7 protein-coding genes are annotated in these 16,656 nt (G+C 41.4%); 4 read left to right on the top strand and 3 right to left on the bottom strand.

Annotated elements, in window-relative coordinates; genetic code table 11:
- Positions 1 to 10: 10 nt before the first annotated feature.
- The 3 genes from L1283_RS11090 to L1283_RS11080 all read right to left on the bottom strand — a co-directional run bounded on the left by L1283_RS11090 (position 11) and on the right by L1283_RS11080 (position 7,714).
- Positions 11 to 1,441 carry a RagB/SusD family nutrient uptake outer membrane protein gene (locus L1283_RS11090; protein WP_286851922.1) on the bottom strand — a complete coding sequence of 477 codons (1,431 nt, stop codon included), beginning with the start codon at positions 1,439 to 1,441 and terminating at the stop codon, positions 11 to 13.
- 20 nt (positions 1,442 to 1,461) lie between these two features.
- Entirely contained in the window at positions 1,462 to 4,563 is a 3,102-nt protein-coding gene (locus tag L1283_RS11085) for a SusC/RagA family TonB-linked outer membrane protein (protein WP_286851920.1), read from the bottom strand.
- Between the two features lie 265 nt (positions 4,564 to 4,828).
- Entirely contained in the window at positions 4,829 to 7,714 is a 2,886-nt protein-coding gene (locus L1283_RS11080; protein WP_313262637.1) for a helix-turn-helix and ligand-binding sensor domain-containing protein, read from the bottom strand.
- 271 nt (positions 7,715 to 7,985) lie between these two features.
- Here L1283_RS11080 and L1283_RS11075 point away from each other — a divergent pair, with 271 nt between their 5' ends.
- The 4 genes from L1283_RS11075 to L1283_RS11060 are packed head-to-tail and all read left to right on the top strand — an operon-like array spanning position 7,986 to position 16,650.
- A complete protein-coding gene (locus tag L1283_RS11075; protein WP_286851917.1) occupies positions 7,986 to 11,075 on the top strand; it encodes a SusC/RagA family TonB-linked outer membrane protein in 3,090 nt (1,029 codons plus the stop codon).
- A gap of 27 nt (positions 11,076 to 11,102) precedes the next feature.
- Complete coding sequence (locus tag L1283_RS11070) at positions 11,103 to 12,671, top strand: RagB/SusD family nutrient uptake outer membrane protein (protein WP_088160962.1); 1,569 nt, start codon at positions 11,103 to 11,105, stop codon at positions 12,669 to 12,671.
- A 24-nt stretch (positions 12,672 to 12,695) separates the two neighbouring features.
- A complete protein-coding gene (locus L1283_RS11065; RefSeq protein ID WP_286851915.1) occupies positions 12,696 to 14,141 on the top strand; it encodes an alpha-L-fucosidase in 1,446 nt (481 codons plus the stop codon).
- Positions 14,142 to 14,178: 37 nt separating this feature from the next.
- Complete coding sequence (locus L1283_RS11060; protein ID WP_286851913.1) at positions 14,179 to 16,650, top strand: glycoside hydrolase family 2 TIM barrel-domain containing protein; 2,472 nt, start codon at positions 14,179 to 14,181, stop codon at positions 16,648 to 16,650.
- Positions 16,651 to 16,656 lie beyond the last annotated feature (6 nt).

Below are 16,656 nucleotides of genomic sequence, written 5' to 3'. Positions count from 1 at the left end.
GTATAAATGATTACCAACCGGTATTTTGCGGCATTTCTGGCGTTTGGATCCGTTGATTCTCCGGAATTGGAAAAAGCATCATTTTATCCTGGAACGTTTTTCCATTGGCTGCCATGGCAGTTTTTCCCTGTTTTGTACGAATTAAATCAAACCAGCGGTCATGCTCAAAAGCTAATTCAAGGCGTCTTTCTTTCCAGATCAACTGGCGGAGCTGCGCTTGGTCGGTTGTCGTTACATTGGCTAATTTTACACGTGTCCGTACCATATTCAATGCGTTCAGCGCTTCGCTGCTATTGCCAACCTCATTAGCTGCTTCGGCCAGGATAAGATAAATTTCACCTAGACGGAGGTAACGTACGTTTTTATCGCCATCAGCGGCACCTCCATTTGCAGAGGAATACGCTTTTTCATTGTACATTGGATTTTCTACACCATTGTCAATAAGACGGCCATCATACAGGGGTTCGCCTCTGAAAATAATCGTGGCATCGCGACGGATATTGTCTTTTTCGGCATTGAAGGCATCCAATAAGTTTTGGCTTGGGATATTAAAACCCCAGCCTAAGTTTACCGCTCCTCCACGAGGTGCCTGTACTTGACTATATTGTTGGATACCATGTGCGATAGAGGTACCCCTTGCTTGAAATTCAAATAATGATTCAGGGCCATTTTCCCCCGCTAAACGCCAAATTGTTGCGTAATCTGGTTCGAGACTGTATCCTCCAGATGTGATGACAGTTTTCGCCATATCAGCAGCTTGTTGCCATTTGCTTTGATACAAATAGACTTTTGACATTAATCCTTGTGCAGCACCTTTGGTTGCTCTACCTAAGTCTTTTGCAGCATAAGCAGATTTGACTGGAAGATTGTCGATAGCAAATTGTAAATCAGCTTCAATATAAGCGTAAACCTCAGCTGCGGGTTCTCTTTTTATTAAATCACGTTCTTGAATAGGAACATCGCCCCATCCACGCACAAGATAGAAGTAGTTCAATGCACGTAGAAAACGGGCTTCGGCAATCAATCTGTTTTTATAAGCTTCGTCTGTCAATCCAAATTTTTCCGTGTATGCAATAGCTTGCGTAGCCCGCCCAATGGATTTATACCAACGTGTCCACATGGAAAGAAAGGAACCTGTTGTTGAAGTGTACGTCAACTCGTCTAAACTTAGTTTATCACCACCGGCATCTGTCGCTGAACTACCTTTATCCGCATTATCGGAAAGCATGTCCGTGATACCAATGTAAGAGAAAGAATAATCCCAGTCCGTAAACATTCCATATACACCATTGACAAATTGCTCGGGTGTGTAGATTTCTTCACTGTCTTCGGCTTCAACATATTCTTTAGAAGGTACATCTAAGAAGTTGTTGTCTTTGCAGCCTTGCAATGCAATGCCCCCACTAAGAAGAATTGCTATATAAAGTTTGTTAATTTTCATTGTCTTCAAAACTAAGGTGATTAAAATTGCATGTTAAGTCCAAATAAGAAATTACGTGTCGTTGGATAAGCCGAAAGCTCAATACCAGAAGTTAAATTTGGACTACCGTCGCCTGCAAGTTCAGGTGAGAAACCACTATAATTCGTAAATATAAATGGATTCTGTGCAGTAACATATAATCTTAGTTTAGATCTCGAGCTATATAAGTTGTTGAAAGTGTATCCTACGGTGATATTATTGATACGGAAATAAGCACCCGATTCAAGGAAATAACTCGAAGCCCAATATGCTCTTTCTGCACCAGGATGCTCATTGGTTGAACCTGCGCCAGTCCAGCGATTTTCAAAAGTTGACAACGCGATATTCTCACCCGCATTGGAACGAACACTATTTAAACCATTGTAAACCTTATTGCCTGCAACACCATATCCGGAGACATTAAAATCAATAGCTTTGTAATTAACACCAACATTGATACCATATGTTGAAGTCGGTAAAAATGATCCAAAGAAAACCTTGTCGCGGGAATCGATGACACCATCTTCATTTTGATCCTTGTACTTCAGGTAGCCAGGTTTTGCAGCGCCAAACGATGGGTAATTTTTTACATCTTCAGCGTCTTGAAAGACACCATTTGCTTCAAACATCCACCAGCCATAGATCGGTTGTCCGACACGGAGTTGTTTGGTAATCTCCCCATTATTTAAACTACCTCCAGTAGCACGGTCATAGGCAGGAACCACTTCTGTTACTTTGTTTTTGTTGTAGGCATAATTGACGCCGACGGTATAACTGAATTCAGGATTAATGCTTTTGTTCCAATTTAAAGCTACTTCAACTCCTTGATTCAGTACTTTGGCACCATGCGCATAGAAATTTTTCTCTGAAGGAGAAGTGTAAGTTGGCGTTACATCAAGAATAGTATTGGTATTCAGCTTATGATAGTAGTCAATGGATCCTGAAAGCTGATTGTTTAGAAACGCAAAGTCTACGCCAGCGCCTGTTTCTCTGGTTACTTCCCAGGTTAGATTTACGGCAGGAGTACCATAAGCACTACCATACACCATATTCTGTTCAGGACCGAAAACGTAGTTATAATTTGAACTTTCTGGACTTGTTAAAATTGTGGATACATTTAACGGGATATCTTGGTTACCTAATTTACCCCAGTTTCCGCGCACTTTCAATAAATTAATCCAGCTGGCATCTTTCATAAAGCTTTCATTGGTTACCGTCCAGCCTAATCCCACCGATGGGAATGTACCCCAGTATTTTCCTGTATTACGGAAAACACTTGATCCATCTCTACGCAATGTTGCCGTTAAATAATATTTGCTATCGTAATTGTACTGTAATCGTCCGAAATAAGAAGCTAAGGCCCTTGGAGTATAAGACGTTTGCAGCGCAACAATACCATAATTGGTTGTTCCTTTTGCAAGATTAATATTCCAGTATTGCTCTTGTTCAGGCACATTATAACCCGTTTGGCTGCTCATGCTGTTAATGTCGTATTTCTCACGTGACATCCCCACAACCGCCTCAATATGATGCTTGTCAAAATTCTTGTTGAAGGTCAAGAAATTCTCGATAGACCAGCGGAATTGTTCCAGATTTTCATATTTCAGACTATTGTCTACATAGTCAAGGGCTTTTGGATTATTTTCCTTTAATTTGATGAAATCAGATTCATTCAATAACGTATTTGCATTTAACCATTGATCTTTTACATTATTAAAAATCCGTTGTTTCGAATAAAATTTATTCCCGCCAATACGCGAATTGATTTTCAGATAATCGGTTATTTTGAATTCTCCTTCAAAACTTCCCTGTAGGCGGAGCGTATTTGTTCTTTCATTTTGACGTAAAACCTCATACACTGGATTTCCAATGGAATTTAAGTTTCCGATAGCTTGCCCAGGAGCTGCCTCAATACCGGCAACACCAGTTGTTGTATTTACACGACCTAAACCGTAACGGCCATTATCAAACATCAGGGGAGCCAGCGGTGACTGACGATAAGCCGTGGTGAAAGCACTATAGGGCTTGGGCGTTGCGTTTGTTAATGTAAGATTTAAATTTTGACTGAACTTTAGGCGATTGTTTAAAAATTTATATACGTTGTTATTGCGTATGGTATTTCTTACAAATTTGGAGCCATCAAGAATACCATTTTCGGTATAATTGTTTGCGGATACGAAGTAATCAACTTTCTCAGTTCCGCCAGAAATATTAACGGAATTATTAAATACAGAACCTGTACGTAATAATTCGTCATACCAATCTGTATTATATTTTTGATTCTCTGCTAAACGGTACGATCCATTGGTCGAGGTTAGGTATTCATTGGCAAATGTTCTAAACTGATCAGCGTTTGCCATTTTCACACGATTGAGGACATTTTTTATGCCTGCAAAGCTTTCATAATTGATGTTTGTCGTCCCTGTTTTACCTTTCTTCGTGGTCACGATAATAACACCATTTGCAGCCCGAAGACCGTAAATAGATGCAGAGGATGCATCCTTCAAAACATCCATAGATTCAATATCTGATGGGTTGATATTATTAATATCTGTTTGTGCAATTCCGTCGACAATATAGAGTGGATTCCGTCCTGATAATGCCGTTCCTAAGCCCCGGATAATTACATTAGGTGAGGAACCGGGTGCTTCATTTGCAATAATATTGATACCAGCAGCTTTACCTTGGATGGATTGCATCGCCGACATGGCAGGTTGCTTCGTGATATCGGATGATTTCAAGGAGCTGATCGATCCTGTCAGATCCGCTTTCTTTTGCGTACCGTAACCGATAACCACAACCTCTTCCAGTGCTTGGTTTTGATTTTCTAAGAATACATTGAGTTGCGTTTGATTGCCAATGTAGACGGTTTGTGTGCGATAACCCAGAAAGTTAAAGACCAATGAGTCGGTAGGAGAGGCGTTGATTTGAAATTTCCCCGTTGCGTCGGTTTTTGTAGCTACTGCTTTCCCTTTGATACTGATGGTGACGCCTGGCATGGAGATCATGCTTGAGCCATCTTTGACCACTCCTTGTATGGAAGTTTGTCCATAGGCAACAGATACGACCATGGATGTCAAAAATAATGCGGATAGATTCCTCATATCGTTAATTTTTGGTGTTTGTTTAAAATACGTTGGTTATTTCCCTGAAGCAAAGATGTTGATGTAGTACAACTTTGCCAAAATTTAACATTTTCACATCACTACTACATGAAATTTCAACTTGCTCAGCTTACCTTTTTTTGTATTTTATGTTTTTGATAGTCAGCTTTTTAGATAGTATTTTTAAACGAAATAACACGAGCTTTAGTGTGTTTTATACACTAAAGCTCGTGTGTGGTAATGATGTAGTGTTTGTGATGGGAATTTAACGTTCCATCAGGAATTCAGAGAGGTTTTTGTCTGTGGGAATGCCTAACTTTTTACGTAATCGATAGCGTCTAATCTCGACACCGCGTGTACTAATGTTAAGCAATGAGGCAATTTCCTTACTCGACATATTGAGCCTTAAGTAGGCGCATAGTTTAAGGTCATTGGGGACAAGATCAGGAAACTCTTGTTTCAATTTCTTGAAAAAATTCTCATGTGATTCGTTAAAGCTTCTTTCAAAAATATGCCAGTCACGATCGTCATTATGGGCATCATCAATGAGCTTGTTTATTTTTTTCAATTCATCCGAACTCAGTTTGTTGCCATCAGCATCTTTAAGCTGTTTAAGCTCGTCGTGTAAATTGTTCAACATTTCATTTTTGTAAACGATATTGAGTGCTGCATTGGCCAGTTCTTTATTTTTTAATTGAAGCTGATCTTCTAATTGCTGGTTTTTAAGTTTGATCCAGTCCTTTTCTTTTTGCTCGGTTTCGCGTTCCAAAGCAATCTTTTTCTCTTCCAACCATTTTCGCCGAATTTGAAACTGACGCTTGCGCTCCTGCTGAAGACTAAATATATAAGCTAAATAGATGAGCGTTATCAGCACCAGTGTATAAAATACCTTTGCCCACCAAGAAAGGTACCATGGATACCGAATAGTAAAGGAAAACGTTTGAATTTCCGAAACCAAGCCCATATTGTCCTTCGCCCTTATTTTAATTTGAAATTTTCCATAAGGTAGATTAGTGAAATCTTGATAGGCAGTTTCACTCCATTCGGACCAATTGTCCGAGTAACCTTCGAGATAATATTGGTATTGAATCGGTGATGACGAATAATATGGACTTGAAAAGCTAATTCTAAGATTATTGTCCGATGATGATAGTTTGAACGCTGAATCTGGAATAATAACCTGTCCTGTTGTCAAGTTGATGAGTTGTGCTATTTGTGGAAGTGGCAACCTATATTTTTGTGATTTATCGGAATGACGATAGATTGCAAATCCATCATCTAAGCCGATGAGATAGTATTGGTTTTCAATAGGGAGAATGTTTTCATAGTTATTCATCATTCGATCCTGTAAGGGACTGAGCAGATTGGAGTCAATATGAAGTTTGCCCTTACTGTCAAAATCTACTTTAGCAATTTTTGTCTTCTGAATAAACCAGTAGCTGTTTGTATTGATCGGTATGACCTTATTTGAATTTTTATAGGTGCCTAATGCTGTGTTTAATTCATCGGCATAGCTGAATCTTTTTACAATATTGTCGAATTGGAGAAATCCGCTGTCCGTCGCAAATACAAGATTATTTTCTAATGTATAAATCCCTGTAAATTGCCTCTTTGAAGCGATACTGTCCTGTTTGGAGGAAAATAAAATATTTGCCTGTTGGAAATTCGCATCAAATCCGAGTAGTTGTATCTGTCCCCAATCGCCAATCCAAAAGGTATGGTTATCTTTTTGCGCCAAAAATCGAACGGGTTCTTTAACGCCCGCGAATTGCTGGACGAACTGAAGATGTATACCATCGAAGCTAAATTTCGATAGGCCCGTATAGTTTCCTTGAAGAATATTTTTTGTTCCAAAAATAGGCTTGAATATCCAGCCGCCAGTGATCTGTGAAATCTTCTCGAGCCGCCCATTAACCAATTTGAAGGTTCCATCATTATGTCCACAGATAAGTTCATCGCCAAATATGGCTAAGGTCCATACCTGACCGTTTGAATTGGGAATCTGAGAAAAATTTAACGAATTATAATTGTTTAATCCCTTCCATTCGCTTGAGAATAATCCCTTATTGGTTCCAAGATAGATTTTCCCCTGATAGATAATTGATGTATAAACCGTACCAATTTTTCCAACAAAATCAGTATAAAATGATAACGGGGAGTTGATTTCAATGCGGTCTATACCATTATCAAGTCCCACCCAGATATTCTTCTGATTGTCCTTCACAATACTGAGAACGGTATTGTTTTGGAGACCATTGTTTTTATTGATATGCTGAATGACCTGACCATTTTTATTGATGACAATAACACCGTTTTGGATGGTGCCAAAAGCGTATTGTCCGTCATAGAGGTATAAGCCATTGTTGATTTGTGATTGGCTCAAGAGCTGGTTTGCCGGAACAGGCCAGGGTAGGATGGAACCATCGGCTTTCATCAGGTAAAGGCCGTTTCGCGAAGTGGCAATAAGCGAGGTCGTTGCGTCGAAAGGTAAGATGGCAAGTACATTTTTATCTTTCAAGACCTCTTTTCCTTTTACAGGGATAAGTTTATCCTGTTTAAATTCATGCAGACCACTTGGCAGCTGTTCGAAAAATAACTTGTTATCGAGCTGATGCGGAAATAAAAAGGGTTCACCTTTGGCGGTTAGCTGCCGTATACGATTGTTTTCCCAAATATAAGATTTGGAAAATGTATGAAAAAATACCCGTTGGTCCTCAACAATGATTTTCCAGATTTCTTCGTTTGGAAAATAGGTCTTGTCCTGCACAAGTTTAGAGAGACTATGATAGGTCAAGTTTCCGAAAGGTTTGGAAGTCCAATAGCCAAATTCACCTCTTCCGCCTGTATAAATTTTTCCGTCTTTACCAATCGCAACACTTCGGACTGTTGAATGATTTGGCAGTGGAAAGATACGCCAGTATTGTCCGTCAAATTGTAACAGTCCCTCGGTATTTGCACTATAAATGCGACCATCTTTATCGACTGCCAAAGACCAGTTCTGATTTCCAGCCTTGTATTGGTCTTTTTTGTATTGTTTTACAAAAGGTGTTCCTGTAGGTATGATTGTCTGGCAATAGCCAGGGTGCATTAAAAAAAATAAAATGCTGCAAAACCAAAAGATATAGATGTTACTATATTTTTTTGTTGTCATCGACTCCCTCACTTTAAACTGATTTTGGGGACAATATATCGATTTTATCGCAGAATTGATAATCTCCCTCGGCGTACGGAGTTCTGGGAGCTCCGACAGATCTCCTTCTTATTTTGGAGCTGAACCGATGGAACCATTTAATCGTGTTGAAAATCAGGAATGAAGCTATTTATTCCACCTATTTGAACAAAAAATACTCCTTTTGCTGTGAACGATTTTTGATATTTGAGTTCATTTACTTCGTTAAATAACCAAATAAACCAAAACAACTATGATAACACCGATAACCAAAACGGTAGGGAAGGGGTTACTTTTATTTTCGTTGATGAGCATGTCTGCACCAGTGGTGCTTGCCCAATCGCAAATAAAGATCTCCGGAAAAGTAAGCTCCTCAACAGGCGAGCCTCTTGCGGGGGTTACAGTACAGATAAAGGGGGTGAAAAACGGCACTGTAACCGATGGGGCCGGCAATTATCAAATTCTTGCGCGAGATATTGATGTCCTGATATTTTCGCTGGTAGGCAAAGAGAAGGCTGAAGTCCAGGTCAATAAGAAAGATCACATTAATCTCGTTCTCCAGGAGTCCAGTAGCCTGATTGATGAAGTGGTTGTCGTAGGCTATGGTACCCAGAAAAAAAGCAATTTAACCGGTGCTGTTGCTGCTGTCGATGGAAAGGTGCTTAACAAACGTATCGCTACAAATCCAACGCAATTACTTCAAGGTCGCATGCCCGGCCTTCGTGTTACGCAAGGATCAGGAGAAGCGGGGAATGAGAATGTGAATCTCCAGGTACGTGGATTGGGTTCCTATGGTGCCTCTTCCGCTCCACTGGTTATCGTAGATGGTATCCCCGGGAGTTTGGAAAATTTAAATCCTCAAGCAATCGAGAATATCACTGTATTAAAAGATGCTGCATCGGCTGCTATCTATGGGGCAAGAGCAGCAAATGGAGTTATTCTCGTAACGACAAAACAGGGTAAAGCTGGAAAAACACAACTGAGCTACGATTATAATGTTGGAATTACCAAAGCCTCAGCTCTTCCAGACCTCGTGTATAATTCCGTTGATTATATGAACCTGTATAATCAGGCAAATAAAAACTCTGGTGTCACAAATCCAAATGCTTCTTTTAGCCAGGAGATGATTGATGCCTACAAAAATGCAACAGATAAAAAATTATATCCCGATTTTAACTGGTTGGATGCTGTCTTTAGAACAGTCCCGGTACAGACGCACAATTTAAGCTTAAGCGGTGGTGCCGGAGGAACAAATTACAACGTTATTTTGGGCTACGTCAATCAGCCTGATATTATGATCGGGACTTCTTTTAAAAAGTATAATCTACAGCTTAACCTAGGCTCTAAAATCAATGAACGGATAAGTTTTGGTTCAAGCATTACCTTGAATTATGGCGATCGGAAATACCCTAGAAATGGTAGTGAAGATCAGTTTTTGTCTACCATTAGTCAATCACCACTTTATGGACCTGTATTACCAGATGGTAGTGGTCGTTATACGTCCAGGGCATATCCTTTTCAGTCTCCAAATAAAAACCCTGTTGCAGTTGCTGAAAATGCATTTACAAGACTGAACAATTATTTTATGCAAGGCAATATTTTTTTAAATGTGAAAATATTGGATGGGCTGGATTGGAAGACTAGCGGCGGATTGACGTATGGCTTTACAAAAAACTATACAAACAAACCTGTGATTAATCAATACATGTGGTTCGCCAAACCCGATGATCTACCCGCCAGACAACTTGATGTGGGTGGTCAAGGGCTAGAAGTAACGGACGACAACAATGTGTACCCGGTGGGTTATACACAATTGACTTACGATAAGTCTTTTGGAAATCATAACATGAAAGTACTGGCAGGAACCCAGGCAGAATATAATAAAACACAAAAATTGTTCGGAAGTAGGTTGCAATTTCCCAACAATGATTTGCTTGAGCTTGATGGTGGCGGAGCTGGCCAACAGTCTAATAGCGGTGTAACCAATGAGTGGTCATTGAGGTCTTACTATGGTCGATTAAACTACGACTACAAAGGCAAGTATCTACTTGAAGGTAATGCGCGTTACGACGCCTCTTCACGTTTTCCTGAAAATAGAAAATGGGCATTTTTCCCTTCATTATCCGGAGGCTGGAAAGTTTCGGACGAGACGTTTTATGGGCCTAAATTGAAAGAAGTTGTTAATGAACTAAAATTAAGAGCCTCTATTGGAACACTGGGTAATCAGAATATTGGTAACTATCCTTATCAGATTGTTTACAATTCTTCTTTTGCTTATCCTTTTGATGAAACACTCCAACAGGGGGCTCGTCAGGTAGCTATGGCTAATGGCAGGATCAAATGGGAGAGTACCAAAGTCCTGGATTTCGGTGTGGACTTCGGGCTATGGAACAACAAATTGACCGCTTCTTTCGATTGGTATAACAAAGTAACATCAGATATTTTATCCGCATCTACGGCTTTCCCTTCTTATATTGGGCTGACTGCACCGACCGTCAATTATGGTGAATTGCGTAACAGAGGTATAGAACTCGGTCTTCAGTACCGTGATAAAATTGGAGAGGTATCGCTGACCCTCAATGGAAATATTCAGGCCAATCGCAATAAGGTGATGAAATATGGAGCCGAACGTATCTCGGGCAATACCATTATCCGAGAAGGTTTACCTTATGGTAGTTTTTATCTTTTGGAGAACACGGGTATATTCCGTTCGAAGGAAGAGGTGGCAGCCTCTCCGGTGCAACAGATTCCGGCGCAACCGGGTTATCTGAAATTTGCCGATGTAAATGGCGATAAAGTTGTGGACAATAATGATCGTATTGTCGTGCCGGGCGCTTATCCAGATTTCGATTATTCCTTTAACGCGACGGCTGTTTGGAAGAATTTTGATTTTACAGCCTTTTTCTTCGGTTCTCAGGGACAAAAAATATTTGTAAGTGAGTGGGGAATAGTTCCTTTCAGGCAAGGTGGTACATTCACCCGCGACTGGATGGATGCTTGGACTCCAGAAAACCCCAATGCATCGCTTCCAATAGTCGGTGCTGAAAATACCCCTGCCGCAAATAACGTACGGACTGCGTCGACTTTCTTTTTAAAAGATGGATCGTTCCTGCGTCTTAAAAATATTCAGGTAGGCTATTCTATTCCACAGAGCACCTTGTCCAAAGCTGGTATTTCTGGCCTTCGCATCTATTTTGCGGCGGATAACCTGGTCACATTCTCCAAGTTCCCCGGTTTAGATCCCGAACGTGGCGTTTCATCAAGTGGTGGTGCAACATCAGGACGTTATGTGACTCATCCTCAGAATAAAGTATTCGCATTTGGAGCGAGCATCACATTCTAATCTAGTGGTAACTAAAAAAAAATAAAGATGAAAAATAGCGTAAAAAAAACATATCTATACCTAAGCTTAGCTACCCTAGCTTCACTAGGTAGTTGTACAAAAGATTTTTTAAATAAAAACCCAACGGATAAAATTTCGGAATCAACCTTTTGGAAAACGCAGACTGATGCTGATTTGGCACTATCGGGCTGTTATGAATTTCTTTGCCGGGGATACAATTCGACGTCTTCATCCAATGCACGCGGTGGTTGGGGGGGAGCAAGTATGTTTTGGGATGGGCTTTCAGACGATGCCTTTGTGTCCAGTACCTCCAATAACTTCAATATTATTTCGCGATCCGGAATCTCCTCAACAACCGGCGGAATGCAATCTGAGGGGTATGAGATTTCGTATCAGGCCATTGCTGCATGTAATAAATTGATTGCCAATATTGACCGCATTACAAGCATGAGCCAGCAGGACCGTGACCGATATAAAGCAGAGGCTCGTTTTATCCGGGCCCATTACTACTTTTTGTTGACCAATCTGTACGGTGATGTGCCATTGACTTTAGAACCCCTAGGTATGGACGATGCGAGTATTCGGTTGGGTAGAACACCTAAAACCAACGTTATCGAAGCGATTTTAGCAGATTTAGATTATGCGAGTGAAAAACTGCCAAATACAGGATATAAGGGGCATGCTGTGAGGGGAGCTGCATTAGGCTACAAAACAAAGGTGTTGTTGACTGCAAAAAAATGGGCCGAGGCAGCGGCAACAGCGAAGATTGTTATGGATGAAAACAAGTTTTCGATCTATCAGGGTGGTTACCGTGATCTGTTCCGAAAACCTGGACAAAATAACAATCCCGAAATCATGTTCTCCGCTCGATTTTTACCGCCCAATATGTATAGCCCAGCAGATATGATGTATTCTTATCTGAAGACAATACAACCGTTGGGGTATCTGGTGGATTCTTATTATGCCATCGATGGAAAAGATATTAAGGAATCGACGGTTTACGATGCTAAAAATCCTTACGAAAATAGAGATCCACGGTTGAAGTCGACAATCATGTACCGCGGTGTATGGAGAGGTACCACTGCATCTTCAGCTTTTGATCCGGTTGCCGAAGGGGTTTTGGGTGGTTTTTTACCGAGAAAATATATCAACGAATCGAAATGGCCAACCAGTTACGCGACACAAAGTGATCAGGATTGGGTATTCTTACGTTATGCAGATATTTTATTGATGTACGCAGAAGCGAAAAATGAAAGTGCCGGGCCTGATCAGACAGCTGTAGACGCGTTGAATAAGGTAAGATCCAGGGCTGATGTGAAAATGCCGCTCTTAGAGTTTAGCGGTTCCTTGACAAAAAATGAATTCCGCGATATTATCCGTCATGAACGGAGGATTGAATTGGCTTTGGAAGGGCAACGTTATTTTGACCTGAAACGCTGGGGGATGATCAAAGAGGTGATGGATAAAACCAAGGATCCCGATGGAGCTTCACGGTTATTCATGGCAAGAGATACCTTATGGCCAGTACCTCAATCTGAGGTAGATATGGCCAAAAGTTTAGGCAATGACAATTTTAAGCAAACACCAGGTTTCTAAATTAAGAAAAAGAAAAATTCAGGTATGAAAGCTATATATAATATGTTCTTGTCAATTGTCCTCATCATGGTGATAGGTAGGGGATCATTGACTGGGCAAGTGAACCGCTTGCCCGATAGTGTACGCATGAAATGGTGGGAGGAAGCCCGGTTTGGCATGTTTATCCATTGGGGAGTATATGCGCAGTTTGGCGGTGTTTATAAGGGGCACGAACAGGCACGTGGTGGAGCAGAATGGATTATGAACCGCTCTAAAATTCCGGTTGATGAATATCAGGCGATGGCAAAACAATTTAATCCCACACAGTATAATGCAGACGAATGGGTACGCATGGCGAAAGATGCCGGGATGAAATATTTGATTATCACGGCCAAACACCACGATGGTTTTGCGCTCTTTGAAACAACAGCGAGTAAGTGGAATATGGTGGATGCGACGCCCTACGGTAAAGATGTTTTGAAACCTTTGGCCGAAGCCTGCCGAAAATATGGCCTGAAACTTGGCTTTTATTACTCACAGGCACAGGATTGGAATAACCCTGGTGGATCGGCTGCTCGTAAATTAATGCGAGAAGGCTGGCCTAATCCAGATTCAACCCGCATAGATGATTACACACTAGCACATCATGGCCATTGGGATCCCAAACAAGAAACAGCGAGTTTTAGTGACTATATCAAAAACGTATCTGTGCCTCAGGTCAAAGAATTGTTGAGTAACTATGGGGATATTGCTGTGCTATGGTGGGATACACCAACCAATATGACCGACGAAGCCGCAAATATGCTTCAGGACCAATTGGCATTACAACCCAATATTATCACAAATGATCGATTGAAACGGCCTAATTTCCCTGGCGATACCAAAACGCCGGAGCAAAAAATTCCAGATTGGAGTGAACTTGAAGGCAAGCATTGGGAAACTTGTATGACCATGAATGGCACTTGGGGCTACCGCACATCGGATCATAAATGGAAGTCTGCCGAAACCTTGATCCGCAATCTCGTTGATATTGCTTCCAAAGGTGGAAATTACTTGTTGAACGTTGGTCCAAAACCCGATGGATCCTTTCCACAGGAGAGTATAGAACGTTTGGCTGTAATTGGCAAATGGATGAAAGCCAATAGTGAAGCAGTCTACGCGACCAAGAGTAGTCCTTTACAGCCATTTGAATGGGGGAGATGTACCATGAAGGAAGATGGAAAGCGGACTTATTTGTATGTCTCCGTATTTGACTGGCCAAAAAATGGCATAGTTGAACTTCCGATTGAAAATAAAGTTTTAAAAGCTAGTCTTTTAGCCAATAATCAAGTGTTAAATGTAAAATCGAATGCCAATGGTATTCAGATTGCCGTGCCTGAGCAGACCATTGATGCTGTTGCTACAGTGATTAAGATTGAAGTGGCTGGCAAATTTAAGCGCGAAAAAGGGGCCGGAGCAAAAAACATGAAAACTGGGGCTTTGGACGAGTAAGGCCGATAAGATGAAAAGCAGATACTAAAATAGCATAATGAAGAAAAGTAGATTGAATAAAATAATTGCGTTGTTGTTGACTTTTGGAGTTGCTCAGCTCCACGCTCAGGAAGTTAAGCGGATTGATCAAGGCTGGGATTTCTTAAAGAGCGATCTGGGGGGAATCTGGGAAGCTGTAAGACCGGTGGGAGCCGGTAATCCCGAGTCTGTTCCACTTTGGGAGCAGATAAATCTGCCGCACTGTTATAATGCGCTGGACGCTGTTGATCCAGCTATAAATTATTATCAGGGGCCAAGCTGGTACAGAAAATCGCTGGAGATCGATAACCCCTATTTAAATGGTCACACCCTTCTTCATTTTGAAGGAGCCGGACAAAAGACAGCTGTTTATATCCATACAAATAAAGTTGGGGAGCACGTTGGCGGATACGACGAATGGACTGTGGACATTACAGATGCCGTTGAAAAGTTAAAAAAAACAGCCGCTTTTAAAAAACAGTTTAAGGGCAAAATACCGCTTTCAATTCGTGTGGATAATTCACGTGATCTCGAAATGATCCCTTCTGATCTGTCTGATTTTAACGTCTATGGAGGTATTTACAGACATCTAAACCTGAAATATGTTCCGCAGACAGCTTTGGAGCGTGTGTTTGTTGAGGCGTCAGTAGGGGCCGATGGTAAGCAGGGAGTGGTCAACGTCCGCGGACGGTTGATGCCATTTTCGGCTCAGACAAATTTTGAAGTCGAAACGCAGCTCTATGACCCTGCTGGAAAAATCGTGCAAACCCAGCAACCACAGGTAAATAGGGGGACGTTGAATCTTGAATTTGGACAATTCCTGGTCAAGAAGCCACAGCTTTGGAGTCCTGATCAACCGGCTTTATACCGTTTAGTTACGACAATCAAAAGCAATGGACAAGTATTTAAAGAAGAGAGTGTCTTTGGCTTTAGACATGTAGCGTTTAAAGAAAAAGGTCCTTTTCTGCTGAACGGGAAAAGGCTTTTGCTTCGTGGTACCCATCGTCATGAAGACCATGCCGGCGTTGCTGCAGCAATGACTGACGATCAGATTCTACAAGAGATGACCCTGATGAAAGAGATGGGCGTAAACTTTATACGCTTGGGACATTATCAGCAGAGTCGTAAAGTGCTTGAGGCCTGTGATAGTCTGGGCATTTTGGTTTGGGAAGAGATTCCATGGTGCAGAGGTGGATTAGGTGGTGAGGTCTATCAACTTCAGGGAAAACGGATGTTAACCCATATGATTGAACAGCATTATAATCATCCATCGGTCATTATCTGGGGGCTTGGTAATGAAAATGATTGGCCTGGTGATTTTACGGAGTTTGATCAGGCAAAGATAAGGGCTTATATGAGTGAACTCAATGATTTAGCTCATCAATTGGACCCGAGTCGGAAAACAGCAATACGACGTTGTGATTTCTGTAAAGATATTGTTGATGTTTATTCGCCCTCCATTTGGGCGGGTTGGTATAGAGGTGTTTATACCGACTATAAAACAGCGTCCGAAGAAGAAATGAAAAAGGTAAAACATTTCCTTCATGTGGAGTGGGGCGGGGATAGTCATGCAAGACGACATGCAGAAGACCCTGATCGCGCTTTAGCTAAAATCAAAGGTGATGGCACAACAGATGAACGGGCAGGCGATGCGTCGCTCATTGGTGGTGCAGCACGGGTTTCTAAAGATGGCGATTGGAGTGAAAGCTACATCTGTAATCTCATCGATTGGCACTTAAAGGAACAAGAAACAATGCCTTGGCTCACGGGAACAGCCTATTGGCCATTTAAAGATTTTTCAACTCCGGTCCGACCAGACAATCCTGTGCCTTATGTCAATCAGAAGGGTGTTGTTGAACGGGATTTTACCAAAAAAGAATCGTACTACGTATTCCAGTCGTATTGGACAGCGAAACCAATGCTGCATATTTATGGCCATACTTGGCCGATCCGTTGGGGTGAAAAAGAGGAGTCGAAAATGATAAAGGTATATTCCAATGCCAGTGAGGTTGAGCTTTTTGTCAATGGAGAAAGTCAAGGATTAAAGAAAAGGAATAGCCAAGATTTTCCAGCGGCAGGTTTGCGCTGGATGGTGAAACTGAACGAAGGAAACAATCAGATTAAAGCTGTCGCGAAAAACGGACGGGAAATTCTAGTGGATGAAATTGAACAGCAGTATCAGACAAAAAAATGGGGTAAACCTGCCAAATTACTTGTCGAACAGATTGCTGCGGAAGGCGAAGTAATCACTGTGCAAGCCCAAATTGTGGACGATACCAATACCCCCTGTCTCGATGCAAAGGACTGGATCTATTTTGGTTCAACCGGCGATGGTCAGTTGATCGTCGATCAAGGCACTTCTACGGGGTCGAAAAAAGTACAGGCCTACAATGGTCGTGCATTGATTAAACTTCGACTGCCTTCGGGAAGAGCCGTGGTATCAGGCCGGATGGAAGGATCAAAGAGTACCTTGTTAACAATAGAAAAATAGTACAAG

The organism is Sphingobacterium sp. HSC-15S19, assembly GCF_050433745.1.
GTDB lineage: Bacteria > Bacteroidota > Bacteroidia > Sphingobacteriales > Sphingobacteriaceae > Sphingobacterium > Sphingobacterium siyangense.
The sequence above is the reverse complement of the archived record's forward strand: the minus strand, read 5'-3'. Positions and strand labels throughout refer to the sequence as shown.